This is a genomic window from Streptomyces sp. NPDC054932 (assembly GCF_053610205.1).
On record NZ_JBSGXU010000118.1, the window covers coordinates 1 to 25,638 of the forward strand.

A 25,638-nucleotide genomic window follows, 5' to 3' on the forward strand; every position below is an offset into this window, starting at 1 on the left:
CGAGCTGGTCGCGCAGGGCGGGTTCGAGCCCGGCCCCGTCCGTACCCCGCCCGCCGGAACCGTCCCCGGAACCGCCCCGGGCGAAGCCGCCCCGGGCGAAGCCGCCCCGGGCGAAGCCGCCCCGGGCGAAGCCGCCCCGGGCGGAACCGCTCCCGCCGGGGAAACCGCTGCCCCGGCGGGAGCCCCCCGCATCGCGGAGCACCTCGCGCACGTGGTCGCCCGCGCCGGCCGCCCCCTGCTCGTCGTGCTCGACGCCCCGGAGGAGATGCCGCCGGAACTCGCGCACCGGCTCGAAACCTGGACCGCAGCCACCGCCGCATGGCTGCAGGGGACCGGGGCCCGGCTGGTCGTCGCCGCCCGCCCCGAGTACTGGGAGCGGGCCGGCGCCCTCTACCCGCCCGGCGCACTGCACACCCCGGCCCGCCCGGCCCGGCGGCTGCCGCCCGCCCTCCCGCTCACGGACCTCACCGCCGCCGAGGCCGAGACCGCCCGGGCCCGCCTCGGCATCCCCGCCGACGCCGTCCGGGAGGCCGACGCCCGGCACCCGCTCACCCTGCGCCTGCTCGCCGGGATCCGTGCCGCCGAGGTCACCGCCGGCCGCCCCGGCCGCGACGAGGTCTTCGCCGCGCACCTGGACCTGCTGTGCCTGCGCGCCGCCGTCCGCATCTCCGCGGCCTGCGCCGACGCCGGGGGCGCCAAGGTGCACGGACCCGGCGTCAGGCGGCTCGCGGCGCGCGTGGCCAGCCGCGTGCACGAGGCCGCCCGGCGCGCCCTGGGGCCCGGGCAGGGGCAGCTGGACCGGGCCTCCTTCGAGGAGCTGTTCCCGTGGCGCACCGGCTGGGCCTCCGCCGTGCTCACCGAGGGACTGCTGGTGCCCGCCGGGCCCGGCTACCGCTTCGCCCACGAGGAGCTGTCCGACTGGATCCAGGCCGGCCACCTGGACGTCCCGACGGCCCTCGGCCTCCTCGTCCACGGCCCGGCGGGACCGGGGCTGCCCGTACCCCGGCACCGGGTCGGGCCCGTACTGGAGGCCCTGCGCCGGCTCGCCCCCGACCAGCTGCGCAAGGAGCTCACCGGGCTCGTCGACCGCCTCAACCGGTTCGCCGAGGAACCGGAGCGGGCCACCCCCGACAGCGCCTGGTGGGCCGCCCGGCTGCTGCGCGAGTCCCTGCTCCGGGCCCCCGACGCGCGGCCCCACCTCCCCGTCCTGCACGCCCTCGCCGAGCACGTGGCCCGCGCCGGCCCGGGGGAGTTCGGCGGCTGGTTCTGGAACCGGCTCCGGCTTCCCGAGCCCGACCGCCTCGACCTGCTGCGCCGCCTGCTGCCCGCCGACCCCGCCGAGGCGCTCCCCGGCGACCGCTACCTCGACGCCGCGGCCCGCCGTCTGGCCCGGGACCCGCAGCGCGCGCAGCCGCTGCTCTGCGCCTGGTTCACCGACGGCCGCCGGCTGCGCGGCCGCCCCGGGGCCACCGTCGCCACCGCCGCGCAGGCCCTGCTCCACACCCACCGCAGCCTCGCCGTGGACGACCTCACCGAGGCGCTCGTCACCGCCGCGCACCCGCGCGCCGACGAGCTGCTGGCCGTACTCGCCGAGGAGGAGCCCTCCGCCCTGTGCCGGGCCGTCGACCGCTGGGCCCACGACGAACGGCCCGGGCGGCGGGTCGCGGCCGCCGCCTACGGGCTCGCCACCGCCGCGCACGTACGCACCCCCGCCGACCGGGAGCTGCTGCGCCACGCCGCCCAGGCACTGCTCGGCCGCCCCGCCGACGCCACCCTGCACGGCAGCGCCCTGGCGATCCTGCTCCGCGACCCGCAGATGCGCGGCCGCTACCTGCCCGACGCGCTGCGCTGCTTCCGCGATCCGGAGCCCGGCTCCCGGCTGCCCGCGGCGGCGCTGGTCGCGGCCCTGCCCGTCCTGCCCGATCCGGACGGGGTGTTCGCCGCCCTGCGGGCCCGGGCCGACGGGGAGGTGGTGCGGGCCCTGGCCGCGCTGACCACGCCCGGGCTGGCCCGGCGCGCGGGTGACCTCGTACGGGAGCACCTGGCCCGGCACCCGGGGGACGCACCGCACGCCGCCTGCTTCGTGGACCGGCGGCTCGACCAGGGCCCGGCCGCCGCCTCGGTGGTGCGGCCGCTGGTACTGGACCTGCTCCGCAGCGCCCCGGCCGGGGTACGGGCCGAGCTGGCCGCCGTACTGGCCGCCCCGGGCGCGGCCGCCTCCTACCCGCTGCGGGGGGAGCTGGCCGACACCCTGCTGCGCGAGGAGACCGACCCACAGGTCCTCGACGCGTTCCTCGGGGCCCTCGCCGCCGGGGCCTCGGGGCGCCCGGAGGACCGTACGCGGGAGCTGCTGCGGCGCACCGGACGGCAGCTGCTGCGGGTCCCGGGCGGGCCGGTGGTCTTCGAGCGGCGGACGGTGGAGCTGGCCCGGGCCGCACCGGCCTTCGGGGCGCTGGCGGCCCGCTGGCTGGCGACGGCGGAGGCCGAGGCGGCGGCGCTGCTGGGGCCGAGCGCCCGGCAGACGGTGGAGACGCTCAGCAGGGCGGCCGCGGATGTGACGTGATGCCAGACACGGCGGGGGATCCAGTCAGATGCCGATGCGGGGCACCGGCCACCGGCATGGCAGTCTTAGACCTGCAATCGGCAATCAGTTCAAGGACCAACCGGGTTCGGGCGAGGAGCGGTCACAGTGCAGCGCTGGCGTGGCTTGGAGGACATCCCCCAGGACTGGGGACGCAGCGTCGTCACCATCGGCTCCTACGACGGCGTGCACCGGGGACATCAGCTGATCATCGGACGGGCGGTGGCCACGGCGCGTGAGCTCGGCGTCCCGTCCGTCGTGGTCACCTTCGACCCGCACCCGAGCGAGGTGGTCCGCCCCGGCAGCCACCCGCCGATCCTGGCCCCGTACGACCGGCGCGCCGAGCTGATGGCCGGGCTGGGTGTGGACGCGCTGCTGATCCTGCCGTTCACGGCGGACTTCTCCCAGCTGTCCCCGGCCGACTTCATCGTGAAGGTCCTCGTCGACAAGCTGCACGCGCGGGCCGTCATCGAGGGCCCGAACTTCCGCTTCGGCCACCGGGCCGCCGGGAACGTCGACTTCCTGCGTGAGCTGGGCTCCACGTACGACTACCAGGTCGACGTCGTGGACCTGGTCGAGCGGGGCGAGGCGGGCGGCGGAGTGCCGTTCTCCTCGACGCTGGCGCGCAGGCTGGTCGCCGAGGGGGACATGGACGGCGCGGCCGAGATCCTCGGGCGTCCGCACCGGGTCGAGGGCGTGGTGGTGCGCGGTGCGCAGCGCGGGCGCGAACTCGGCTACCCGACGGCGAACATCGAGACGCAGCCGCACACCGCGATCCCGGCGGACGGGGTCTACGCGGGCTGGCTGACGGCGGACGGCGAGCGGATGCCCGCGGCGATCTCGGTGGGGACGAACGTGCAGTTCGACGCCACCGAGCGGACCGTGGAGGCGTACGCGATCGACCGCGTGGGGCTGGACCTGTACGGGATGCACGCGGCGGTCGACTTCCTCGCGTACGTGCGGGGGATGGCCAAGTTCGAGTCGCTGGACGGGCTGCTGGAAGCGATCGCGGACGATGTGAAGCGGGCGCGGGTGCTGACGGACGCGTACGACGCGAAGCGCTGACGACAACGAAGAGGAAGGGCCCGTACCACCCCGGGGGTGGTACGGGCCCTTCCTGTTTGCCGTGGTCAGCCGTCAGCCCAGGCGCGGGTCGCGCGGGGGCTGCGGGGGCTGGGGCGGCTGCTGCTGCGGGGCCTGGGGCTGCTGCCAGGGCTGGCCGGGCTGCGGGTACGGCTGGCCGTAGGGCTGCGGCGGCTGCTGGTACGGGGGTTGGCCCTGGGGCTGGCCGTACGGCTGCGGCTGCTGAGGAGGCTGCTGCTGGTAGGGCGGCTGAGGAGCCTGGGGCTGCTGCGGCGCACCCCAGTGCCCCTGCGGGGCCTGCTGCTGGGCCCGCAGGAAGTCCTCGGCCACGAGCGCGGAGAGGTTGAAGTATGCCTCGCGCGTCTTGGGCCGCATCATGTCGAGATCGACCTCGGCACCGGCCGCGAGGTGTTCGTCGAAGGGCACCACGACGACACCGCGGCAGCGGGTCTCGAAGTGCTGCACGATGTCCTCGATCTTGATCATCTTGCTGGTCTCGCGGACCCCGGAGATGACGGTGAGGGAACGCGAGACGAGGTCGGCGTACCCGTGGGCCGAGAGCCAGTCGAGGGTGGTGCTGGCGCTGCTGGCGCCGTCCACGGACGGAGTCGAGATGATGATCAGCTGATCGGCCAGGTCCAGGACGCCGCGCATGGCTGAGTAGAGGAGGCCGGTGCCCGAGTCGGTGAGGATGATCGGGTACTGGCGGCCGAGCGTCTCGATGACGCGGCGGTAGTCCTCGTCGTTGAAGGTGGTGGAGACGGCCGGGTCCACGTCGTTGGCGATGATCTCCAGACCGGAGGGCGCCTGGGAGGTGAACCGGCGGATGTCCATGTACGAGTGCAGGTACGGGATCGCCTGGACCAGGTCCCGGATGGTGGCACCGGTCTCGCGGCGGACACGGCGGCCGAGGGTGCCGGCGTCGGGGTTCGCGTCGATGGCCAGGATCTTGTCCTGGCGCTCGGTGGCGAGGGTGGCGCCGAGGGCGGTGGTGGTCGTGGTCTTGCCGACGCCGCCCTTGAGGCTGATGACGGCGATGCGGTAGCAGGACATCACCGGGGTGCGGATCAGCTCCAGCTTGCGCTGGCGCTCCGCCTCGGCCGCCCTGCCGCCGAAGCGGAACCGGCCGCCGACGCCGTTGTTGTTGTTCTTGGGCTTCTGCTTGTTGCGCAGCAGGCGGTCGGACGACAGCTCGACCGCGGCGGTGTAGCCGAGCGGCGCCCCGCCGCCGGTCTGACCGGCGGAGTAGCGCGGGTCGTGCGGCTGCGGGTGCGGCTGCGGCTGGTGCTGCTGCTCGTGCTGCGGGGGCTGCTGTCCGGGCCCGGCGGACCACTGCCCGGCGGCGCGGGGGTCGTAGTGCTGCGGCTGGGGCGGCTGCTGCGCCTGCTGCGCGGGAGCCGGCGGCGGGAAGGGGTAGGCGTCCGGAGTCCCGAACGAGGGCTGAGGCGACGGCAGTTCACCGACCGGTCCCGGCCCGCCGAACGGGTACTCCCCGACGGCGGGCGGGGCGTCCGCGGGGCTGACCGGTGCCGGTGCCGGGGCCGCTACCTGCTCGGCGGGCGGCAGCACGGGCGTTCCCTCGCCGGGAGTGTCCTGCGGTCCGGCCCAGGGAGCGGGCGAAGCCTCCGCCACCGGGTCGGCGACGGGCAGCGAGGGCAGGGGCGGGTAGGGCGTGACGTCGTCGACGGGAGGCAGGGCCGGGAACGGCGTCACGGGCGCGGCGTCGGCGGGGACCGGGAGCACGGGAGCCGGCAGCGGGGCCGGCTCCGGAGCGGTCTCCTCGACCGGGGCCACGGGCACGGGCACGTCGGCGAGCGGAATCGGTGCGACCGGTGCTTCGAGCGCGGACGGGGCGTCCTCGACCGGAGCCGGAGCCTCGGCCGGAGCCGGTGCAGGCGTCGAGTACGGGAGGGCCGGAGCCGGGTACGCCGGAGCCTCGATCGGAGCCGGGGCCTCGATCGGAGCCGGAGCCTCGATCGGAGCGGGAGCCTCGGCCGGAGCCGGTGTCGAGTACGGCAGCGCCGTCGCCTGGTGGTCCGGGGCGTCCTCGGCCGGAGCCGGAGCCGGGACCTCGGCCGGAGCGGCGGCAGCGACGGCTGCTGCCGCCGCGGTCCGCTCGTCCGCCGCGGCACGGATTCCGCGCCATGCGGACTCCGCAGCCTGCTGTTCCGCTTCCTTCTTGCTGCGGCCGGTGCCGGTGCCGTACGAGACACCACCGACGCGAGCGGCAGCAGTGAAGGTCTTCTCGTGGTCCGGACCGGTCTCGGAGACCAGGTACTCGGGCACGCCAAGGCCTTCGGCCGCCGTGAGTTCCTGGAGACTGGTCTTCCAGTCCAGGCCGGCCCCGAGGTTCGAGGACTTCTCGATGAGCGGGTCGAAGAGCCGGTGAACCAGCTCCGAGGCCGCGTCGAGGCCCTGATCGAGGTAAACCGCGCCGATGACCGCTTCGAGCGTATCGGCGAGGATGGAGGCCTTGTCCCGGCCTCCCGTGCCCTCTTCGCCCCGGCCGAGCCGGATGAAGGAGCCGAGTTCGAGGCCGCGTCCGACCTCCGCCAGTGCGCGCGAGTTGACCACCGCGGCCCGAAGCTTGGCCAGCTGGCCTTCGGGGAGATCGGGGTGGGTCGTGTACAGCGTGTCCGTGACCACCAGGCCCAGCACGGAGTCCCCGAGGAACTCCAGCCGTTCGTTGGTGGGCAGACCGCCGTTCTCGTACGCGTACGAGCGGTGGGTCAGTGCACGCACCAGAAGGGCGGACTCGAGTTGATACCCGAGCCGCCCTTCCAGAAGCGTGTGGGACGAGGCCGCGTTGTTACTGTCTGCCTGCTTCTCAGCGTTGGACAGCTCAGACATTGCGCCTCTCACCAGCCGCTCAGACCTCGAGGACCTGGCGCTTGTTGTAGGTGCCGCAGCTCGGGCACGCAATGTGCTGGAGCTTCGGCTCCTGGCAACGCTCACACGAAACCAGGGTGGGGACCGCAGCCTTCCACTGCGACCGGCGGTGGCGCGTGTTGCTGCGCGACATCTTCCGCTTCGGAACAGCCACGGCTACTTCTCCTGCTTCTCGGCGGCGCCCTGAACTCCGTCAGAGGCAGTGCCGCTCATGTTGTCCTTCTCGTCGTCCTGATCGGTCACGACGAGTCCCTGCAATGCCGCCCAACGGATGTCGACGGCGTCATGGTGGTGGTCCGGGTCGTCGTTCAGGCTGAGCCCGCAATCGGGGCACAGTCCGAGACAGTCCTCCCGGCACACCGGCTGCATGGGCAGTGCGAGCACCACCACATCCCGCAGCACGGGTTCGAGGTCGAACAAACCGTCCTCGAGGAAGAGCGTGTCCTCGTCGTCCTCGGCGTCGTCGGCCGGTTCCGCCTTGGAGCGGCTCCGGTCGTCGGCGTCAGGGTACGAGAACATCTCCTGAAAGTCCGCCTTGAGCTCACGCTCGACGGACTCAAGACACCTTACGCACTCCCCTACGGCCGACGCACGGGCGGTGCCTGTGACAAGCACCCCTTCCATGACCGACTCGAGGCGGAGGCTGAGCTTCACCGGGGCGCCTTCCGGCACTCCGATGACGCCGACGAGACCGAAGTCCGCCGGTGCCGCGATCTCACGGGACAGCCGCTGCATGGCACCAGGACGCCGGCCCAGCTCGTGCGTGTCGAACACGAGGGGGTTGCGGTGGTCGAGGCGGGTATTCAGGGCCGTTCCTGCTTTCACAGATCGCTGAAGATCAAAGATTCCGCCGCCCCAGGGCAGCATGGATCGCGGTGCATACGCGCGACCGAAGAGCCAGGATACCCTCAGCGGCGCCCAGCGCCCAATCCGGTCCTAGCGCCCCTGCTCGTACTGGCGCAGCTGGTCCAGGTTGATCATGCTCGTGTCGAAGAAGCTGGTCTCGTCGAGCGAGGGCTGCCCGTCCTGGGGCTGGTACGCGCCGTAGGGGTCGGGCTGCTGCGCGTCGTAGTGCCCCGCGTAGGCCGCTCCGCCGGATCCGGCGCCCGCCCCGGCGTACGGGTCCGGCTGCTGCTGATAGCCGCCGTACGGGTCCTGGTAGGAGTACGCGTCCTGCTGCTGGGCGGCGGGCTGAGCGGGCTGCTGGTACGAGTACGTGTCGTACAGCGGCTCCGGCTGCGCCGGGACCGGGGCCTGCGCGTGCAGCGGCTCCGGTTCCGCCAGGCCCGCCAGGAAGTCCGAGTCGCTCGCCGAGCGGGAGGACTGGCCGCCCACCGCGTCCTGGGCGGCCATGTGCACGCCCAGGTCGTCCGACGGGACCCGGCCCAGGAGCTTCTGCCGGCCGCGCCCCACGGCCTCCAGCGTCTTGGAGAGCACCGCCTCGAAGGTCGCCAGCTTGGTGTCCACGTACGCGTCCGCCTGCTGCCGCTGCGTCTCGGGGTCGTGGCTGCGCTCGGGCGCGTCCATGTCCGGGTAGCCGTGCTCGTCCAGGCCGGGGCCCCGGCCCAGGAGCTTCTCCCGGCCGCGGTCCACCGAACCGATGGTCTTGGTCAGCACGACCTCGAAGTTCGCGAGCTTGCTGTCGACGTAGTCGTCGGCCTCGGCCCGGATCTCCTCGGCCTCCCGGCGGGCCTCCTCCAGGATCCGGTCCGCCTCGGCCTGGGAGCGCCGCGCGATCTCGGTGTCGGAGATCAGCGAACCGCGCTGGTTGTGGGCCGCGTCGATGATCCGCTCCGCCTCCCGGCGGGCCTCCTCGACCATCTGCTCGCGGCCGCCGATGAGCTCCTGGGCCTGTGCGAGCGAGCCGGGCAGGGCCTGGCGCACCTCTTCGAGCTGTTCGAGCAGCTCGGCGCGGTTGATCACGCAGGAGGCCGACATGGGCATGGACCGGGCGCCGCCGACGGCCGCGACGATCTCGTCGAGCTTCTTCTGCACGTCCATGGGGGCTCGCACTCTCTCGGCCTCGGGCGGTTCCTGAGACGGACGGGACGACTGTAAGGCCACCGGGCCGACCCCCGACACCGCCTGACGCCCTGTCAGTCGGTCAGCGGTTGCGCAGCCGCTCCATGAGCGCCGCGTGGACGTGCGCCGGCAGCAGGTGGGCGACGTCGCCGCCCCAGGTCGCGACCTCCTTGACCAGCGAGGAGGACAGGAAGCTGTAGGTGGGGATGGTCGGGACGAACAGCGTATCGACGCCCGACAGGCCCATGTTCATCTGGGCCATCTGGAGCTCGTAGTCGAAGTCGCTGACCGCGCGCAGGCCCTTGACGATGGCCGGGATGTCCCGCTGCTTGCAGAAGTCGACGAGCAGTCCGCGGAAGGCCTCGACCTGGATGTTGCCGTAGTCGGCCGTCGCCTCGCGGATCAGCTCGATCCGCTCCTCGACGGTGAACAGGCCCTGCTTCGACTCGTTGATCCCGACGGCGACGTGCACGACGTCGTACAGCCTGGAGGCGCGTCCGATGATGTCGAGGTGTCCGTTGTGGATGGGATCGAAGGACCCCGGACAGACGGCGCGGCGCAACTGAACTCCCTCGTTCATGAGTCTTCGCTGGTGAAAGCGGCGCGGCCGTACCAGAGGGTGCCCTCGCCGTACTTGCGCGACCGGAGCGGCTCGAAGCCCTCGGGCCACGGGAAGGCACCGCTCCTGGTGCTGCGCTCCACGGTGACGAGCGCATCGTCCGTGATCCAGCCATTGGACCGGAGTGTGAGGAGGATCTCCCGCAGGTCGGCGCTGTCCACGGCGTACGGCGGATCCAGGAAGGCGATGTCGTACGGGTCCCCGGCGGCCCGGGCCGCCACGATCTGCTCGGCCTTGCCCGCGCGGAACTCCGCGCCGGGCAGACCCAGCGTCCGGATGTTGTCCCGGATCGCCTTGGCGGCCTTGGCATCGGCCTCGACGAGGAGGGTGTGGGACGCGCCCCGGGAGAGCGACTCCAGGCCGACGGCGCCGGAGCCGCCGTACAGGTCGAGCACCCGGGCCCCCTCGACGCCGTGCAGCGAGTCCCAGGTCGAGAAGAGGCCTTCGCGCATCCGGTCCGAGGTCGGCCGGGTGCCGGTGCCGGGGGGCACGGCCAGCCGTCGCCCGCGGGCACTGCCGGCGATCACGCGGGTCATCTGGGGTCCTTCGGTGCGACGGTAGGGGGGTGCCCCGGCATCGCCGCGGCACTCCAACGATAGGTCGTGCCGCTCAGCCCTTCTCCAGGTACTGCTCGCGCTCGGTGTCGAGCAGGGCGTCCAGCGCGGTCCGCAGGCCCGGCAGCCGCTCCAGCGCGGGATCCTCGGCGACGACGCGGGTGGCCTCCTCCCGTGCCTGGGCGATGACCTCCTCGTCCTCGATGACGGCGAGCATGCGCAGCGAGGAGCGGACTCCGGACTGGGCCTGGCCGAGCACATCGCCCTCGCGGCGCTGCTCCAGGTCGATCCGGGAGAGCTCGAAGCCGTCGAGGGTGGCGGCGACGGCGGCCAGCCGGGCCCGGGCGGGACTGGCCTCGTGCATCTCGCTGACCAGCAGGCACAGACCGGGCGCGGAGCCCCGGCCGACACGGCCGCGCAGCTGGTGGAGCTGGGACACTCCGAACCGGTCCGCGTCCATGATGACCATGACGGTGGAGTTCGGGACATTCACCCCGACCTCGATGACGGTGGTGGCGACCAGCACCTTGACCTCGCCGGCGGCGAACCGGCGCATGACGTCGTCCTTGTCGGCGGGGTCCATCCGGCCGTGCAGCACCTCGACGCTCAGTCCGGCCAGCGGTCCGCGCGTGAGCTGCTCGGCGATCTCCACGACGGCGAGCGGCGGCCGCTTGTCGCCGTCGTCCCCGTCGGACTTCTTCTTGGGGTCGTCCTCGCCGTCCCCGATGCGGGGGCAGACCACATACGCCTGGTGCCCCTTCCCGACCTCCTCGCGGACCCGCTCCCAGGCCCGGGCGAGGAAGTGCGGCTTGTCCTTCGAGGGCACCACGTGCGTCGCGATCGGGGAGCGCCCGGCGGGCAGCTGGTCGAGGACGGAGGTCTCCAAGTCGCCGAAGACGGTCATGGCGACCGTCCGCGGGATCGGGGTCGCCGTCATGACCAGCAGGTGCGGGGGCTGCTTCCCCTTGGACCGCAGCGCGTCGCGCTGCTCCACCCCGAAGCGGTGCTGCTCGTCCACGACGACCAGGCCGAGGTCGTGGAACTGCACCTTGTCCTCGATCAGCGCGTGCGTGCCGATCACGATGCCGGCCTCGCCGGTGACCAGGTCGAGCAGGGCCCGGCGGCGTGCGGGCATCCCCATGGAGCCGGTGAGCAGCACCACCTTGGTGCCCTGGTCGGAGCCGCCGAGCATGCCCCCCTCGGCGAGCTCTCCCATCATCTCGGTGATCGAGCGGTGGTGCTGCTGGGCGAGCACCTCGGTGGGGGCGAGCATCGCCGCCTGCCCGCCGCTGTCCACGACGGCCAGCATCGCCCGCAGGGCCACCATCGTCTTCCCGCTTCCGACCTCTCCCTGGAGGAGGCGGTGCATGGGGTGTTCGGTGGCGAGGTCGTCGAAGATCTCCTTCGACACGGTCTGCTGGCCCTCGGTGAGGGTGAAGGGCAGTTTCGCGTCGAAGGAGTCGAGCAGGCCGCCGGGGACCGGGCGGCGGGGGACGGCCGGGAGCTGGGAGTCGGCGTGGCGGCGGCGGGCCAGGGCGACCTGGAGGACGAAGGCCTCGTCCCACTTGAGGCGCTGGCGGGCGTCCTCGATGTCGGCCTTGGTGCCCGGCCGGTGGATCTTCAGCAGGGCTTCGGTGAGCGGGACCAGCCCGCGGCCCTCGCGCAGGGCGGGCGGCAGCGGGTCCACGGCGTCCTGGGCGCTGGGCAGTACCGCGTCCACGCACTTGGCGATCTTCCAGGACTCCAGCTTCGCGCAGGCCGGGTAGATCGGGATGAGCTGGTTGGCGAAGGCGGTGGCGGCGTCCCGGTCGGAGGCGTCCCCGCCGAGGGGCTCGTAGGCCGGGTGCGCGAGCTGGAGCTTGTGGTTGAACCTGGAGACCTTGCCGGCGAACATCGCACGGCTGCCCGGGAGCAGGTCCTTGTGCGGCTTGTGGACGCCGGCGCCGAAGAAGACCAGCTGGAGGCGGCCGCTGCCGTCGGTGATGGTCACTTCGAGGCGCTTGCCGCGGCCCCCGTTGAAGGTCAGGATCCGGGCGTCGGCGACCTGCGCGACGACGGTCACGTGCTCGTCGATCTGGTCGGCGAGCTCGGCCAGCGAGGTCAGCTCGCCCCGCTCGGCGTACCGCCGCGGGTAGTGGTGGAGCAGGTCCAGGGCCGTGTGCAGGCCGAGCTGCTCGGCCAGCACCTTGGCGGTGGCGGGTCCGAGCGTCTTCTTGAGGTCTTCGTCGAGCGCGGGCACGTGTTCCATTGCACACCATGGCGCTGACAAGCCCGCTATTCCACCCCGATGAGGAGCGGCGCCGAGTACCGGCCGCCCCGGTAGGTGACGGTGTCCACGGCGAGGTGGCCCTGCTGGACGTACGCCTCCAGGCGCTCGGCGACGGCGTCCGGCACCTCGGGGCCCAGGACCAGGGTGACGAGTTCGCCGCCGGAGCCCAGCATCCGGTCCAGGACGGCCTCGGCGGTCTCGGTCAGGCCCGAGCCGATCACCGCGACGTCGCCGTCGATGAGGCCGAGCACGTCGCCGGCCTGACAGATGCCGGCCGAGGTGAAGGACTGCCGTTCGGCGACGGCCAGTTCTCCGTAGCGGGTGGCGCCGGCCGCCGCCGTCATGGCGACCACGTCCTCGTCGAAGCTTCCCTCCGGGTCGTGCACGGCGAGGGCGGCCAGGCCCTGGACCGCGGAGCGGGTGGGGATCACCGCCACCCGTACGCCCTCGGCGCGGGCCTGTTCGGCCGCCCCGGCCGCGGCGGCGCGCAGTTCGGCGCCGCCCGGCAGGAGCACCACCTCGCGGGCGTGCGCGCGGCGGACCGCGTCGAGGAGTTCGGCGACGGCCGGGACCTCTCCGGGGCGCACGAGCACGGTGGTCGCTCCCGCCTCCCCGCACAGCCCGGCCAGTCCCTCGCCGGGGACGACGGCGACCACGGCCCGCTGGGCGCGCTCGCCGCGCGCCCGGCGGCGCTCGTCCCCGAAGTGCGTGATCCGTATCCGGTACGGCCGCCCGGCCACGATGCCGGCCTCCACGGCCGCGCCGGGGTCGTCGACGTGGACGTGGACGTTCCACAGTCCGTCGCCGCCGACGACGACCAGCGAGTCACCGAGCCCGTCGAGCCGTTCGCGCAGTTCCCCGACGGCGGCCTCGGTGGCCTCCAGCAGGTAGATGACCTCGTACGCGGGCCCGTCCTCCTCCTGCGAGCAGGGGTCCGGCGACCGCGGTACGGGCACCGCCCGGCCGCGCACCGGTTCGGCGGCCGGCTCCTGGCCGGACAGCGTCTGCCACAGGGCCCCGAAGACGACGACCAGCCCGCAGCCCCCGGCGTCGACCACCCCGGCCCGGCCCAGCGCGGCGAGCTGCCCGGGGGTCTCGGCCAGGGCGGCGCGGGCCCCGTCGTAGGCCGCGCGGGCCACGTCGGTCGCGGTCCCGGCGGCTGCTCCGGCCGCCTCGGCGGCCCGGGCGGCGGCTCCGGCGACGGTGAGCATGGTGCCTTCCACCGGGTGCGCGACGGCCGCGTACGCCTCCTCCGCGGCCCGGGTCAGCGCCCGGGCCAGCAGCCCGCCCGGACCCTGCCCGGCGTGGTCCCCGCGCTCCCCGTGCTCGGCCTGACCGGCCCGGCCGGTCTGGTCGCCGCCGAGCACGTCTGCCACTCCGCGCAGCAGCTGCGCCAGGATCGTCCCGGAGTTCCCGCGGGCCCCCACCAGGGCCCCGTGCGCCCAGGCCCGTACGGCACCGGAGAGGGAGGTCCGCCCTGTGCCGTCGGTCACCTCGGGGAATGCCTCGGCCAGGGCGCGGTCGGCCGATTCGGCGGTCAGGTAGAGGTTGGTGCCGGTGTCCGCGTCGGCGACGGGGTAGACGTTGATCGCGTCGATGTCCTCGCGGGCCCGGCCCAGTGCGGCCAGGGCCAGCGAGCTCCAGGTGCGCACCGCTTCGGCGTCGAGCTCGTCAGGGGACTGCGGCTGCGGCTCGTGCGGCACCGGGCGTTCCTCCTTGTGCGGGCCAGGGTTCACCGCAGGGTAACGAAGGACTGCCCGGGCCCCGGGACCGCGGGGCGGGGGCTGCGGCGGACATGGTAGTTTTCTTGGACGGACGCAGTCGTTGTATGCTGCTCCGGTTGCCCGATGAGAGTCGGGCCATTCCCCCGGCAAACCACTTCAGACTCTCTGATTCCGGTGCGCCGGTTTCACTGTAATTGCATCTGAAGTCTTTGGAGTGACCTGTGGCTGCCAACTGCGACGTTTGCGCCAAGGGGCCGAGCTTCGGCAACAACATCTCCCACTCGCACCGCCGCACCTCGCGTCGCTGGAACCCGAACATCCAGCGCGTCCGTGCCGTGGTCAATGGGACGCCGAAGCGCCTCAACGCCTGCACCTCGTGCATCAAGGCCGGCAAGGTCTCGCGCTGACGCCACCCGTCGTAGCGCAGCCCCTTCCGGTTGCCAAGAAGGCCGGTTCACCTCTGGTGAACCGGCCTTTTGCCTTGCCCGGGCACGGACGGGAACCCGGCCGGAGCACCGGCCGGGTGTCGCCCCGGGTTCAGCGCCACTGCCAGGCGTGATCCACCGGGCCGATGCCCCCGCCGAGCGCGAAGCCGGCGGCGATGGCGCCCGTGACGTACTCCTTGGCGGCCGTGACCGCCTCCGGGACGGCCTGCCCCTTGGCCAGGCCCGCCGCGATCGCGCTGGCGAGGGTGCAGCCGGTGCCGTGGGTGTGCCGGTTGTCGTGCCGCGGGGCGCGCAGCCACCGTTCCTCGCTGCCGTCGGTGAGCAGGTCCACCGCCTCGTCGCCGTGCGCCGCGAGGTGGCCGCCCTTGATCAGCGCCCACCGCGGCCCGTGGCCGAGGATCGCGTCGGCGGCCCGCCGCATGTCGTCCTCGGTCTCCACCACCACGCCCGTGAGCCGGGCCACCTCGTCCAGGTTGGGGGTGGCCACGGTGGCCCGCGGCAGCAGCTCCCTGCGCACGGCGTCCAGCGCCGACTCGGCGAGCAGCGCGTCCCCGTGCTTGGAGACCCCGACGGGGTCCACGACGGCCGGGGCCGGGGTGTCGGCCAGCAGCGCGGCCACCGTCTCCACGAGCACGGCCGAGGAGAGCATCCCGGTCTTCACGGCCCGGACGCCGATGTCGTCCACGACGGCCCGGTACTGGGCCGTGACGGCCTCGGCGGGGAGCTCCCAGGCCCCCCGTACCCCGAGCGAGTTCTGCGCCGTCACGGCGGTCACCACGCTCATGCCGTGCACACCGAGCGCCAGCATGGTCTTGAGGTCGGCCTGGATGCCGGCGCCGCCGCCGGAGTCGGATCCGGCGACGGTCAGGCACAGCGGTGGGGCGGTGCTCACAGCGCGCCGTCCTGGGCGGCCGGGTCGGCACCGAAGTGGTCCCAGCCGCCGGTGCTGGTCCAGGGCGCGCCGTCCACGGTCACCTGGGGCAGCGCGGAGCGGTTGAGCACCTCGCCGATGACCTTCCAGCGGGCGGGGAGCTTCACGTCGGGCGGGAAGGTCGCCACGATCGCGTGGTCCTCTCCCCCGGTGAGCACCCACTGCAGCGGGTCCACGCCGACGGCCTGTCCGATGTCGTGCATCTGGGTCGGGATGTCGACGGCCGCCGAGCGCAGGTCGATCCGTACCTTGCTGGCCTCGGCGATGTGCCCGAGGTCGGCGATCAGGCCGTCGCTGACGTCGGTCATGGCGGTGGCGCCGAGTCCGGCGGCCGCGGGGCCCGCGTGGTACGGCGGCTCGGGGCGCCGGTGCGCCTCGACGAAGGCCCGCGGGGAACGGAAGCCGCGCGAGAGCACGGCGAAGCCGGCCGCGGACCAGCCCAGCCAGCCGGTCACGGCGACGACGTCGCCGGGCTGGGCGCCGGAGCGCAGGACGGGTTCGTGGTTGCGCAGGTCGCCCAGTGCCGTGATGGCGACGGTGATGACGTCACCGCGGACGACGTCCCCGCCGACCACGGCCGCGCCGGCGACCTGGCACTCGTCGCGGATGCCGTCCATCAGCTCGGTGGGCCAGGTGACGGGGAGTTCGGCGGGGACGACGAGGCCGAGCAGCAGCGCGGTGGGCACCGCGCCCATGGCGGCGATGTCGGCGAGGTTCTGCGCGGCGGCCTTGCGGCCGACGTCGTAGGCCGTGGACCAGTCGCGCCGGAAGTGCCGTCCCTCCAGCAGGATGTCGGTGCTCGCCACGACCCGCCGGTCGGGGGCCGACACCACCGCGGCGTCGTCGCCCGGTCCGAGCCGGACCGCCGGGGTGGTGGTGAGCCGTGAGGTGAGCTCCCTGATCAGCCCGAACTCCCCCAGCTCGCCGACAGTGCCCTTCATCGCTGTGCCCCTTCTTGCCCAGTCCGCTTGCGGTCGCGAGCCGTCTCAGCTCTGGGTACCGTCAACAGATACGTCAACTTCTGCTCTCCGTACGCCCCGCTGTGCGTGGCGCCGGGCCCGCAGGTCTCCCCGCGGCGCACGGCGACGCGGTACCGTGGCGTCCCTTCTTCCCCCGGCCCTGTCCATCGTGTGGGGTCCACCCGAAGATTAGGGGAAATGATCCTCGTGGCCGCCCTGGAGGTTCCGTGGTACAGGCGTACATCCTTATCCAGACCGAAGTGGGCAAGGCGTCGTTCGTCGCCGAGTCCATCGGCCAGATCCCGGGGGTGATCCAGGCCGAGGACGTGACGGGCCCGTACGACGTGATCGTGCGCGCCCAGGCCGACACCGTGGACGACCTCGGCCGCATGGTCGTCGCCAAGGTCCAGCAGGTGGAGGGGATCACCCGCACCTTGACCTGCCCGGTGGTCCATCTGTAGCCCCCGTCTACTCTTGGCCGGTGATGTCCCTCCACCGCCGGCCCCTCCGTGTCCGCGCCCTGTCCGCCCTGCCCGCCTCGATGGCCGTCATGGCCGTCGCTGCGTGCTCCCCGGGCGGATCGGAGGCCCGGGTGGATCCTCCGCCCACGCCGCCCGCCGCCGTCGCGAAGCTCTGTGCAGCACTGCACGAGGAGCTCCCGGAGACGGTGGCCGGCCTGGCGCGGACCAGAACCGAACCGGAGTCCGATCTGACCGCCGCGTGGGGCGGCTCGGCGATCGTACTGCGGTGCGGTATCCCCAAGCCCCCCAAGATGGCCGATCCGAAGCAGGACGGCGTCCATGTGAACGGAGTGGCCTGGCTGCTGGAGGAACGCGACGCCGGGTCCGGCGGGGGGTTCCGGTTCACCACCGGGCTGCGGCTGGCGTACACGGAGGTTCAGGTCGACAAGGAGCATGCCACGGATGCGGGGATGCTGGTCGGTCTGTCCACGGCCGTCTCCGCGACGGTGCCCGAGGGCATCGCCTCCTACTGAGCACCGCGCACCGGGTACCGAGCGCACCGCCGCCCGCCGGCCACGCCTTCGGGGGCGGGCGGCGGGCGGTCGGCTTTTCGGACGACTGCTAGCGCAGGCCGGTGGAGCGGCGCAGGGCCGCCTGGATCAGGCTGTCCACCAGCTCCGGGTACTCGATGCCCGTCTTCTGCCACATCAGCGGGTACATGGAGATCGGCGTGAAGCCCGGCATCGTGTTGATCTCGTTGATGACGAAGGTGCCGTCCTCCGTGAGGAAGAAGTCGGCGCGCACCAGGCCCTCGCAGGACGCGGCCTCGAAGGCTTCGATCGCGAGCCGCTGCACCTCGGCGGTCTGCTCCGGGGTGAGCGGGGCGGGCACGATCCCGGAGGCGGAGTCGATGTACTTCGCCTCGAAGTCGTAGAAGTCGTGGCTGGACACCGGCGGGATCTCGGCGGGGACGCTCGCGCGCGGCCCGTCCTCGAACTCCAGGACCCCGCACTCGATCTCGCGGCCGCGCAGCAGCGCCTCCACGATGATCTTCGGGTCGTGGCGCCGGGCCTCCTTGACGGCGGCCTCCAGGCCCGAGGCGTCGTCGACCTTGGTGATGCCGATGGAGGAGCCGGCCCGGGCGGGCTTGATGAACAGCGGCCAGCCGTGCTCGGCGGCGAAGTCCAGGATCCTGCCCGTGGCGGCGTCCCGGTCGGCCTCCCACTCGCGGGGGCGGATGGTCACGTACGGGCCGACGCGCAGCCCGAAGGAGGTGAACACCCGCTTCATGTAGTCCTTGTCCTGGCCGACGGCCGAGGCGAGGACGCCGGAGCCGACGTACGGGATGCCGGAGAGCTCCAGGAGGCCCTGGAGGGTGCCGTCCTCGCCGTACGGGCCGTGCAGCACGGGGAAGACGACGTCCACCTCGCCCAGAGCCTTGGGGACGGCGCCCGGTTCGGTGTAGACGACCTGGCGGCTGGCGGGGTCGACCGAGAGCACGACGGCGCCGTCCTCGGAGTCGGCGAGCTCCTCGACGCTGGGGAGCTTGCGGTCGGCGATGGCCATCCGCTCGGGCTCGTCGGCGGTCAGCGCCCATCGGCCGTCCGTGGTGATGCCGATGGGCAGCACCTCGTACTTGGAGCGGTCGATGGAGCGCAGCACGGCGCCCGCCGTGACGACCGAGATGGCGTGTTCCGAGCTGCGGCCGCCGAACACGACGGCCACGCGGGGCTTGCGGCCCTGCTGCTCAGGGGTCTGGGGGAGGTTCTCGCTGCTCATATCGCCACGAGAGTACCCGCTCAAGCGTCCGGAATGGAGTCAGCGACGTTCCGGTTTGGCGCTGCGGCCCATCAGGTCCTTGAGCGCGACCAGGGTCGGCTTGCCGTGGTGGACGATGTCGACCACGGTGTCCGTGATGGGCATGTCCACCCCGTGGCGGCGGGCCAGATCGGCCACCGACTGGCAGGACTTGACGCCCTCGGCGGTCTGCTTGGTGACCGCGATGGTCTCCTCCAGGGTCATCCCTCGGCCGAGGTTCGTGCCGAAGGTGTGGTTCCGGGAGAGCGGCGAGGAGCAGGTCGCGACCAGGTCGCCGAGGCCCGCGAGGCCGGAGAAGGTGAGCGGGTCGGCGCCCATCGCCACGCCGAGGCGGGTGGCTTCGGCGAGGCCGCGGGTGATGAGCGAGCCCTTGGTGTTGTCGCCCAGACCCATGCCGTCCGCGATGCCGACGGCGAGGCCGATGACGTTCTTGACGGCACCTCCGAGCTCGCATCCGGTGACGTCGGTGCTCGTGTACGGGCGGAAGTACGGGGTGTGGCAGGCGGCCTGGAGGCGCTGGGCCACGCCCTCGTCCACGCAGGCGACGACGGAGGCGGCGGGCTGGCGGGCGGCGATCTCGGCGGCCAGGTTGGGGCCGGTGACCACGGCGATGCGCTCGGCGGGGACCTTGGCCACCTCCTCGATGACCTCGCTCATCCGCTTGGCGGTGCCGAGTTCGATGCCCTTCATCAGGGACACGAGCACGGTGTCGGGGGCCAGCAGCGGGGCCCATGCGGCGAGGTTGTCGCGCAGGGTCTGGGACGGGACGGCGAGGACGGTGAAGTCCGCGCCGGCCGCGGCCTCGGCCGGGTCGGTGGTGGCCCGCAGGTTCGCGGGGAGTTCGACGCCCGGGAAGTAGTCCGGGTTGGTCCGGCCGGTGTTGATGGCGTCGACCACCTCCCGGCGGCGGCCCCACAGCGTCACCTCGCAGCCGGCGTCGGCGAGCACGATGGCGAAGGCCGTGCCCCAGGAGCCTGTTCCGAAGACGGTCGCCTTCACGGGACGTGTCACTTGTTGCCCTCCCCTGCGGCCTTGCGCCGCTGTTCCGCCCTGGCGTTGCGATGGTCGTACGGCTGCTCGGGCGCGGTCTCGCCGCGCACCTCCTCCAGCAGCGCGGTGATGGCCGCCATGATGACCTCGGTGGCCTCCCGCAGGACGTCCGGAGTGGGTTCCCGGTCGTAGAAGGCCGAGAGGTCCACCGGCGGTCCGGCGAGCACCTGGAGGGTCTTGCGCGGGAAGAGCCTGACCTTGTTCTCCTTGGCGTAGGGCGGCATCGCGAGGTTCGCGCCCCACTGGGCCACCGGAATGACGGGGGCCCTGGTGATCAGCGCCACGCGGGCGGCGCCGGTCTTGCCGGCCATGGGCCACATGTCGGGGTCGCGGGTGAGGGTGCCCTCCGGGTAAAAGGCCACGCATTCGCCGCACTCGATGGCGTCCACCGCCGCCCGGAATGCGTCCAGGGCGTTGGTGCTCTCCCGGTAGACGGGGATCTGGCCGGAACCCCGCAGGATCGACCCGACAATGGGGACCTTGAAGAGGGCGGCCTTGGCGAGCAATCGGGGCACGCGGCCGGTGTTGTACTGGAAGTGCGCGTAGGAGAGCGGGTCCAGATACGAGTTGTGATTGACGGCGGTGATAAAACCGCCCTCGGCCGGAATGTGCTCCATTCCCCGCCAGTCCCGCTTGAAGAGCACTACCAGCGGCGGTTTTGCGATGACCGCCGCCAGGCGGTACCAGAAGCCGATTCTGCGGCGGGACACTCGGACACCTTCCTCTAGGACCGGTGCGCGGCTTGGGCACCTCGTCGGCCGGACAAGTGTCACCCCACGCCCGGTCTCTGTCGAGAACACCGTACGCCCCGCTCATGCCACCGGACTCCCCGGTTGCCCGCCCGGAGGCGACAATGGGCCGACACATGACCCGGCCATGACCCGACCATGGCCCGGGGAGGTGCCGGAGCGCACCGGAGGGAAGGGGTCCGTCACGAACGCCGTCTGGAGCCTGGTGGTCCCGCTGAAGCCTCTGGCCGTGGCCAAGAGCCGTCTCGCGAGGGCCGTGGGCGCCTCCCGTCCGGGCCTCGCGCTGGCGTTCGCGCAGGACACGGTCGCGGGGGCCCTGGCCTGCGGTGCGGTCCAGGATGTGGTGGTCGTCACGGACGACTCCGAGGCCGGTGCGGAACTGGCGCGGCTCGGGGCGCGGATCGTCGCGGACGCCCCGGCGGCCGGGCTCAACGCGGCCCTGGCCCACGGGGCGCGGGCGGTGCGGACGGGGCGGCCCGGTGCCGCGGTGGCCGCACTGAACGCCGATCTGCCGGCCCTGCGCCCCCCGGAATTGCAACGCGTGCTCGAAAACGCCTCGGTATTTCCACGGGCATTTCTGGCGGATGCCGCCGGAATCGGGACGACCCTGCTTTCCGCCGCGCCGGACGTGGAATTGGCCCCTTCCTTCGGCGGGCGGTCACGGGCCAGGCATTCGGCCTCGGGAGCGGTGGAAATCGCCCTGACGGACGTCGACAGCGTGCGCCGCGACGTGGACACGGCGGCGGATCTGCGGACCGCGCTCACCCTCGGTGTGGGGCGCCACACCGCCCGATACAGTGCCCGTATGCAGGCGACCGCGTACACGTACGACTCCCAGACCCGCAGCGGCAGTGTGCTGCTGGACGACGGCACGCCGGTGCCCTTCGAGGCGCCGGCCTTCGACGCGGGCGGCCTGCGGCTGCTGCGGCCCGGGCAGCGGGTCCGGATCGAGACGGACGGGGCGGGCGCGAGCCTGCGGATCACCCTGGTGACGCTGCAGACCTTCTGAGGGACGGCCGCGGTGGCCGCGAACGGGCCGGCGGCAGGGAAGAACGCACCGCGGGCCGGCTCCCCCGCACGGGGAAAGCCGGCCCGGCCTGTGTGACGCGTGCCCCTACTTCTTGCGGGCGGTGGTCTTCTTCGCGGTGGCCTTGCGCGTCGCCGTCTTCTTGGCGGGCGCCTTCGTCGCTGCGGTGACCTTCTTGGCCGCCGGCGCGGTCTTCTTCGCCGCGGCGGTGGTCTTCTTCGCGGCAGCCGTGGTCTTCTTGGCCGCGGCCGTGGTCTTCTTCGCGGCGGCCGTGGCCTTCTTCGCCGTGGCGGTGCTCTTGACCGCCGCCTTCTTGGCGGTCGCGGTGGTCTTCTTGGCCGTGACCTTCTTTGCGACCGCGGTCTTTGCCGCGGCCTTCTTGGCCGTGGTGGCCTTCTTCGCCACGGCCTTCTTGACCGTCGCGGAGGCACCACCGGTGAGGCTGCCCTTGGGCGCCTTCTTCACGGAGACCTCGCCGCCCTTGGGCAGCTTCTTGGTGCCGCTGACCAGGTCTTTGAAGCCCTGACCGGCGCGGAAGCGGGGGACAGAGGTCTTCTTGACCCGGACGCGCTCACCCGTCTGCGGGTTGCGGGCGTAACGGGCCGGACGGTCGACCTTCTCGAACGAGCCGAAGCCCGTGACCGAGACCCGGTCGCCCGCGACGGTAGCGCGGACGATCGCGTCCAGTACCGCGTCGACAGCATCCGCGGCCTGCTGGCGGCCGCCCAGCTTGTCGGCAATCGCTTCTACGAGCTGCGCCTTGTTCACGTCTTCCCCTTCGGAGACTTCGCCAGAACGAATGTGTTCAAGCTTATTTCGCACGTTAGGCGGATATATACCGCAAATCAAACACGAAACGGGCTAATCACCCTAGTGCCGCAACGCTGTAGGCCGTTACGGAGTTCCTTCGCATCAGTCGCCTTCAGGGAATCGACCCTCGTCGAGGTCCTTCATCAACCTGTCCAGGCGCCTTGCCGCATCGGCGAGATCATGCTTCGCCGCGGCCGTGACGACCAACAGCTTCCGGGACAGCGCCATCCTTACGCCCTCCGGGACTTGCAGTGAGCGCACCCGTGTGTGTGCTTCTTTCAGCCGGTCCGCGACGAGTTCGTAGAGCTCGAGTTGACTGTCGCGTTCCATGCACAGATTGTGCCATCTGGGGCGAGTTGTCGCCTCACGGGGCCTCAACAAACGGCTGTGCCCCCCGCCGGAGGGCGGGGGGCACAGTGTTGTCCATGTGATCACCCGAAGGTGAATAAGCGCTGATCAGGCAGTAATCAGGCCTGAATCGTGCGCGGCTTGTGGGTCGGGCGGGCGCTTTCGTACGTGGCAATGTCCGCTTCGTTCTGAAGGGTGAGCGAGATGTCGTCCAGACCCTCCAGCAGGCGCCAGCGGGCGTTGTCGTCGAGTTCGAACTCCGCGACGATGCCTTCCGCTCGCACCTGGCGGTCGACCAGGTCGACCGTGATCTCGGCGGCCGGGTCGGCCTCGGTCAGCTTCCACAGCTGCTCGACGGTCTCCTGCGGCAGGACGACGGTCAGCAGGCCGTTCTTCAGGGAGTTCCCCCGGAAGATGTCGGCGAAGCGGGAGGAGATGACCGTCTTGAAGCCGAAGTTCTGCAGGGCCCAGACGGCGTGCTCGCGCGAGGAACCCGTACCGAAGTCGGGGCCGGCGACCAGGACGGTCGCGCCGGCGCGCTCCGGGCGGTTCGTGACGAACTCCGGGTCCTTGCGCCAGGCCTCGAAGAGCCCGTCCTCGAACCCGTCACGGGTGATCTTCTTCAGCCAGTGGGCCGGGATGATCTGGTCGGTGTCGACGTTGCTGCGGCGCAGCGGGACGGCCCGGCCGGTGTGGGTGGTGAAGGCTTCCATGGTTCAGACTCCGGCGGTCGCGTTGGCGTCGGACAGGTCGGCGGGCGAGGCCAGATGGCCCAGCACCGCGGTGGCCGCGGCCACCTGCGGGGAGACCAGGTGGGTGCGCCCGCCCTTGCCCTGCCGGCCCTCGAAGTTGCGGTTGGAGGTGGACGCGGAGCGTTCACCGGGCGCCAGTTGGTCGGGGTTCATGCCCAGGCACATCGAACAGCCCGCGTGCCGCCACTCGGCGCCGGCCTCCTTGAAGACCTTGTCCAGGCCCTCTTCCACGGCCTGCAGGGCGACCCGGACCGAACCCGGGACGACCAGCATCCGTACGCCGTCGGCGACTTTGCGGCCCTCGATGATCCCGGCGACGGCGCGCAGGTCCTCGATGCGGCCGTTGGTGCAGGAACCTACGAAGACGGTGTCGACCTTGATGTCGCGCAGCGGCTGCCCGGCGGTCAACCCCATGTACTCCAGGGCCTTTTCGGCGGCCAGGCGCTCCGAAGCGTCCTCGTACGAAGCCGGGTCGGGGACGCTGGCGGACAGCGGCGCGCCCTGGCCCGGGTTGGTGCCCCAGGTGACGAACGGGGACAGGGAGGCGCCGTCGATGACGACCTCCGCGTCGAAGACCGCGTCGTCGTCGGTGCGCAGGGTCTGCCAGTAGGCGACCGCGGCGTCCCAGTCCTCGCCCGTGGGGGCGTGGTCGCGGCCCTGCAGGTAGTCGAAGGTGGTCCGGTCGGGGGCGATCATGCCCGCCCGGGCGCCGGCCTCGATCGACATGTTGCAGATGGTCATGCGGGCTTCCATCGACAGCTTCTCGATGGCCTCGCCCCGGTACTCCAGGATGTAGCCCTGGCCGCCGCCGGTGCCGATCCTGGCGATGATCGCCAGGATCAGGTCCTTCGCGGTGACGCCCTCGCCCAGCGCGCCGGTGACGGTGATCGCCATCGTCTTCGGGCGGGCCAGCGGCAGCGTCTGGGTGGCCAGCACGTGCTCGACCTGGCTGGTGCCGATGCCGAAGGCCAGCGCGCCGAAGGCGCCGTGCGTGGAGGTGTGCGAGTCGCCGCAGACCACGGTGGTGCCGGGCTGGGTCAGACCCAGCTGCGGTCCCACGACGTGGACGACGCCCTGCTCGACATCGCCCAGCGAGTGCAGGCGGACACCGAACTCGGCGCAGTTCGCCCGCAGGGTCTCCAGCTGGGCACGGGAGACCGGGTCGGCGATCGGCTTGTCGATGTCGAGGGTGGGGGTGTTGTGGTCCTCGGTCGCGATGGTGAGGTCGAGGCGTCGGACCTTGCGGCCGGCCTGACGCAGTCCTTCGAAGGCCTGCGGGCTGGTCACCTCGTGCAGCAGGTGCAGATCGATGAAGAGAAGGTCGGGCTCGCCTTCGGCGCGCCGGACGACATGGTCGTCCCAGACCTTCTCCGCGAGTGTCCTACCCATCGCTTTCCCTCCGGCCGGCCGGTTGTGCCGGCGCTTCATAGAGATCTTGTGCGCCGCATCGTCCGTACCCCACGTCCCGGACGACGGCTCGGACCCAGTGGTTCGTGGACCCGCACATACAGACTCTCTGGTTCTTGGAAAAATTGAACTTGCGTTTCACAGTGTGAGACGCGAATATCGTTTCATGGACAACTCTAGCGGCGTCGGCGTTCTCGACAAGGCAGCTCTGGTACTGAGCGCACTGGAGTCCGGTCCGGCCACCCTCGCCGGGCTGGTCGCGGCGACAGGGCTCGCACGACCCACGGCACATCGCCTTGCCGTGGCACTGGAACACCACCGGATGGTGGCGAGGGACATGCAGGGCCGGTTCATCCTCGGACCGCGGCTGGCGGAGCTCGCCGCCGCGGCCGGCGAGGACCGCCTGCTGGCCACGGCGGGACCGGTACTCACCCACCTCCGTGACGTGACGGGAGAGAGCGCGCAGCTCTACCGCCGCCAGGGAGACATGCGTATCTGCGTGGCGGCCGCGGAGCGGCTGTCGGGCCTCCGGGACACCGTCCCGGTGGGCTCGACGCTCCCGATGAAGGCCGGTTCGGCCGCGCAGATCCTGATGGCCTGGGAGGAGCCCGAGCGGCTCCACCGCGGCCTTCAGGGCGCGCGCTTCACGGCGACGGCGCTCTCGGGCGTACGGCGCCGCGGCTGGGCGCAGTCGATCGGCGAGCGGGAGCCCGGTGTGGCCTCCGTCTCGGCGCCGGTGCGCGGGCCGTCGAACCGGGTGGTCGCCTCCGTGTCGGTCTCCGGACCGATCGAGCGGCTGACCCGCCACCCGGGCCGGATGCACGCCCAGGCCGTCATCGACGCGGCCGCACGGCTCACGGAGGCGCTGCGCCGCTCCGGCTGAGCCCCTCCCGGCCCTCAGGGCCTCCCCCGCCCGTCCCCGGGCCCGGGGGCGCGTACGACGCCGCACACGTCCTAACACGCGCCTCCGGGCCCGTACTTATGCGAAGGTCGGCGCATACGAAAGAGGCCCTCCGCGATGAACGCGGAGGGCCTCTTCGATGCGTACCCCCGACCGGATTCGAACCGGCGCTACCGCCTTGAGAGGGCGGCGTGCTAGGCCGCTACACAACGGGGGCAAAGCACTGCGTTACTGCTGC

The 25,638-nt window shown here is 72.3% G+C and carries 23 protein-coding genes, 1 tRNA gene and 1 pseudogene; 7 read left to right on the forward strand and 18 right to left on the reverse strand.

Annotated elements, in window-relative coordinates; translation table 11 throughout:
• Both ACWGE1_RS26950 and ACWGE1_RS26955 read left to right on the forward strand, forming a co-directional pair.
• Positions 1–2,563 (forward strand): serine protease (locus ACWGE1_RS26950; RefSeq protein WP_453423058.1); only part of this gene is annotated, 2,563 nt, incomplete at its 5' end.
• A 126-nt stretch (positions 2,564–2,689) separates the two neighbouring features.
• Positions 2,690–3,646 (forward strand): bifunctional riboflavin kinase/FAD synthetase, encoded by a 957-nt coding sequence (locus ACWGE1_RS26955; RefSeq protein ID WP_453423059.1) that lies wholly within the window; start codon positions 2,690–2,692, stop codon positions 3,644–3,646.
• A gap of 72 nt (positions 3,647–3,718) precedes the next feature.
• Here the strand turns inward: ACWGE1_RS26955 and rnc are convergent, their stop codons facing one another.
• The 8 genes from rnc to ACWGE1_RS26995 all read right to left on the reverse strand — a co-directional run bounded on the left by rnc (position 3,719) and on the right by ACWGE1_RS26995 (position 13,720).
• Positions 3,719–6,406, reverse strand: a complete 2,688-nt coding sequence (gene rnc / locus ACWGE1_RS26960; protein ID WP_453423060.1) for a ribonuclease III — start codon at positions 6,404–6,406, stop codon at positions 3,719–3,721.
• Positions 6,407–6,533: 127 nt separating this feature from the next.
• Positions 6,534–6,707: a 50S ribosomal protein L32 gene (gene rpmF / locus ACWGE1_RS26965; RefSeq protein WP_003965982.1), complete on the reverse strand. Its 174-nt coding sequence runs from the start codon at positions 6,705–6,707 to the stop codon at positions 6,534–6,536.
• Positions 6,708–6,709: 2 nt separating this feature from the next.
• On the reverse strand, positions 6,710–7,420 hold the full coding sequence (locus ACWGE1_RS26970; RefSeq protein ID WP_453423061.1) for a YceD family protein: 711 nt from the start codon (positions 7,418–7,420) through the stop codon (positions 6,710–6,712).
• A 69-nt stretch (positions 7,421–7,489) separates the two neighbouring features.
• Positions 7,490–8,554: a cell division initiation protein gene (locus ACWGE1_RS26975; RefSeq protein ID WP_453423062.1), complete on the reverse strand. Its 1,065-nt coding sequence runs from the start codon at positions 8,552–8,554 to the stop codon at positions 7,490–7,492.
• A gap of 103 nt (positions 8,555–8,657) precedes the next feature.
• A complete protein-coding gene (gene coaD / locus ACWGE1_RS26980) occupies positions 8,658–9,137 on the reverse strand; it encodes a pantetheine-phosphate adenylyltransferase (RefSeq protein WP_453423073.1) in 480 nt (159 codons plus the stop codon).
• Between the two features lie 14 nt (positions 9,138–9,151).
• Positions 9,152–9,730: a 16S rRNA (guanine(966)-N(2))-methyltransferase RsmD gene (gene rsmD / locus ACWGE1_RS26985; RefSeq protein WP_453423063.1), complete on the reverse strand. Its 579-nt coding sequence runs from the start codon at positions 9,728–9,730 to the stop codon at positions 9,152–9,154.
• Between the two features lie 73 nt (positions 9,731–9,803).
• The gene (gene recG, locus ACWGE1_RS26990) at positions 9,804–11,996 is read right to left on the reverse strand and encodes an ATP-dependent DNA helicase RecG (RefSeq protein ID WP_453423064.1); all 2,193 of its coding nucleotides are present in this window, start codon (positions 11,994–11,996) and stop codon (positions 9,804–9,806) included.
• A gap of 26 nt (positions 11,997–12,022) precedes the next feature.
• Positions 12,023–13,720, reverse strand: a complete 1,698-nt coding sequence (locus ACWGE1_RS26995; protein WP_453423065.1) for a DAK2 domain-containing protein — start codon at positions 13,718–13,720, stop codon at positions 12,023–12,025.
• Between the two features lie 242 nt (positions 13,721–13,962).
• On the opposite strand from ACWGE1_RS26995, the gene rpmB reads away from it, so the two are divergent.
• The gene (gene rpmB, locus ACWGE1_RS27000) at positions 13,963–14,148 is read left to right on the forward strand and encodes a 50S ribosomal protein L28 (protein ID WP_007266795.1); all 186 of its coding nucleotides are present in this window, start codon (positions 13,963–13,965) and stop codon (positions 14,146–14,148) included.
• A gap of 130 nt (positions 14,149–14,278) precedes the next feature.
• Here rpmB and thiD read toward each other — a convergent pair whose 3' ends face one another.
• Positions 14,279–15,079, reverse strand: a complete 801-nt coding sequence (gene thiD, locus ACWGE1_RS27005) for a bifunctional hydroxymethylpyrimidine kinase/phosphomethylpyrimidine kinase (RefSeq protein ID WP_453423066.1) — start codon at positions 15,077–15,079, stop codon at positions 14,279–14,281.
• Positions 15,076–16,059 carry a thiamine-phosphate kinase gene (locus tag ACWGE1_RS27010; RefSeq protein ID WP_266605349.1) on the reverse strand — a complete coding sequence of 328 codons (984 nt, stop codon included), beginning with the start codon at positions 16,057–16,059 and terminating at the stop codon, positions 15,076–15,078. The genes thiD and ACWGE1_RS27010 overlap by 4 nt, the downstream gene beginning before the upstream one ends.
• Before the next feature lie 245 nt (positions 16,060–16,304).
• On the opposite strand from ACWGE1_RS27010, the gene ACWGE1_RS27015 reads away from it, so the two are divergent.
• Positions 16,305–16,538, forward strand: a complete 234-nt coding sequence (locus ACWGE1_RS27015) for an Lrp/AsnC family transcriptional regulator (RefSeq protein ID WP_030011290.1) — start codon at positions 16,305–16,307, stop codon at positions 16,536–16,538.
• A gap of 23 nt (positions 16,539–16,561) precedes the next feature.
• Positions 16,562–17,071 carry a DUF3515 domain-containing protein gene (locus tag ACWGE1_RS27020; RefSeq protein WP_453423074.1) on the forward strand — a complete coding sequence of 170 codons (510 nt, stop codon included), beginning with the start codon at positions 16,562–16,564 and terminating at the stop codon, positions 17,069–17,071.
• A gap of 88 nt (positions 17,072–17,159) precedes the next feature.
• Here ACWGE1_RS27020 and ACWGE1_RS27025 read toward each other — a convergent pair whose 3' ends face one another.
• The 3 genes from ACWGE1_RS27025 to ACWGE1_RS27035 are packed head-to-tail and all read right to left on the reverse strand — an operon-like array spanning position 17,160 to position 20,116.
• A complete protein-coding gene (locus ACWGE1_RS27025; RefSeq protein ID WP_453423067.1) occupies positions 17,160–18,317 on the reverse strand; it encodes a D-alanine--D-alanine ligase family protein in 1,158 nt (385 codons plus the stop codon).
• Positions 18,318–18,356: 39 nt separating this feature from the next.
• The gene (locus tag ACWGE1_RS27030) at positions 18,357–19,367 is read right to left on the reverse strand and encodes an NAD(P)H-dependent glycerol-3-phosphate dehydrogenase (protein WP_453423068.1); all 1,011 of its coding nucleotides are present in this window, start codon (positions 19,365–19,367) and stop codon (positions 18,357–18,359) included.
• Complete coding sequence (locus ACWGE1_RS27035) at positions 19,364–20,116, reverse strand: lysophospholipid acyltransferase family protein (RefSeq protein WP_453423069.1); 753 nt, start codon at positions 20,114–20,116, stop codon at positions 19,364–19,366. Before ACWGE1_RS27035 ends, ACWGE1_RS27030 begins: the two co-directional genes overlap by 4 nt.
• 166 nt (positions 20,117–20,282) lie before the next feature.
• On the opposite strand from ACWGE1_RS27035, the pseudogene cofC reads away from it, so the two are divergent.
• A pseudogene (gene cofC, locus ACWGE1_RS27040) lies at positions 20,283–20,957 on the forward strand (2-phospho-L-lactate guanylyltransferase); the annotation flags it as partial.
• 312 nt (positions 20,958–21,269) lie between these two features.
• Here the strand turns inward: cofC and ACWGE1_RS27045 are convergent.
• From ACWGE1_RS27045 to leuC, 4 genes are all read right to left on the reverse strand, one after another.
• Positions 21,270–21,950, reverse strand: coding sequence for an HU family DNA-binding protein (locus ACWGE1_RS27045; RefSeq protein WP_453423070.1), 681 nt, complete (start codon positions 21,948–21,950; stop codon positions 21,270–21,272).
• A 144-nt stretch (positions 21,951–22,094) separates the two neighbouring features.
• Complete coding sequence (locus tag ACWGE1_RS27050) at positions 22,095–22,322, reverse strand: SCO5555 family protein (RefSeq protein WP_030009267.1); 228 nt, start codon at positions 22,320–22,322, stop codon at positions 22,095–22,097.
• A 137-nt stretch (positions 22,323–22,459) separates the two neighbouring features.
• Positions 22,460–23,053, reverse strand: coding sequence for a 3-isopropylmalate dehydratase small subunit (gene leuD / locus ACWGE1_RS27055; protein ID WP_453423071.1), 594 nt, complete (start codon positions 23,051–23,053; stop codon positions 22,460–22,462).
• Between the two features lie 3 nt (positions 23,054–23,056).
• Entirely contained in the window at positions 23,057–24,481 is a 1,425-nt protein-coding gene (gene leuC / locus ACWGE1_RS27060) for a 3-isopropylmalate dehydratase large subunit (protein ID WP_453423072.1), read from the reverse strand.
• 184 nt (positions 24,482–24,665) lie between these two features.
• Between leuC and ndgR the strand changes: the two genes are divergently transcribed.
• Positions 24,666–25,382 (forward strand): IclR family transcriptional regulator NdgR, encoded by a 717-nt coding sequence (gene ndgR, locus ACWGE1_RS27065; protein WP_007266782.1) that lies wholly within the window; start codon positions 24,666–24,668, stop codon positions 25,380–25,382.
• A gap of 162 nt (positions 25,383–25,544) precedes the next feature.
• Here the strand turns inward: ndgR and ACWGE1_RS27070 are convergent.
• A tRNA-Glu gene (locus tag ACWGE1_RS27070) sits at positions 25,545–25,617 on the reverse strand.
• Between the last annotated feature and the right edge of the window lie 21 nt (positions 25,618–25,638).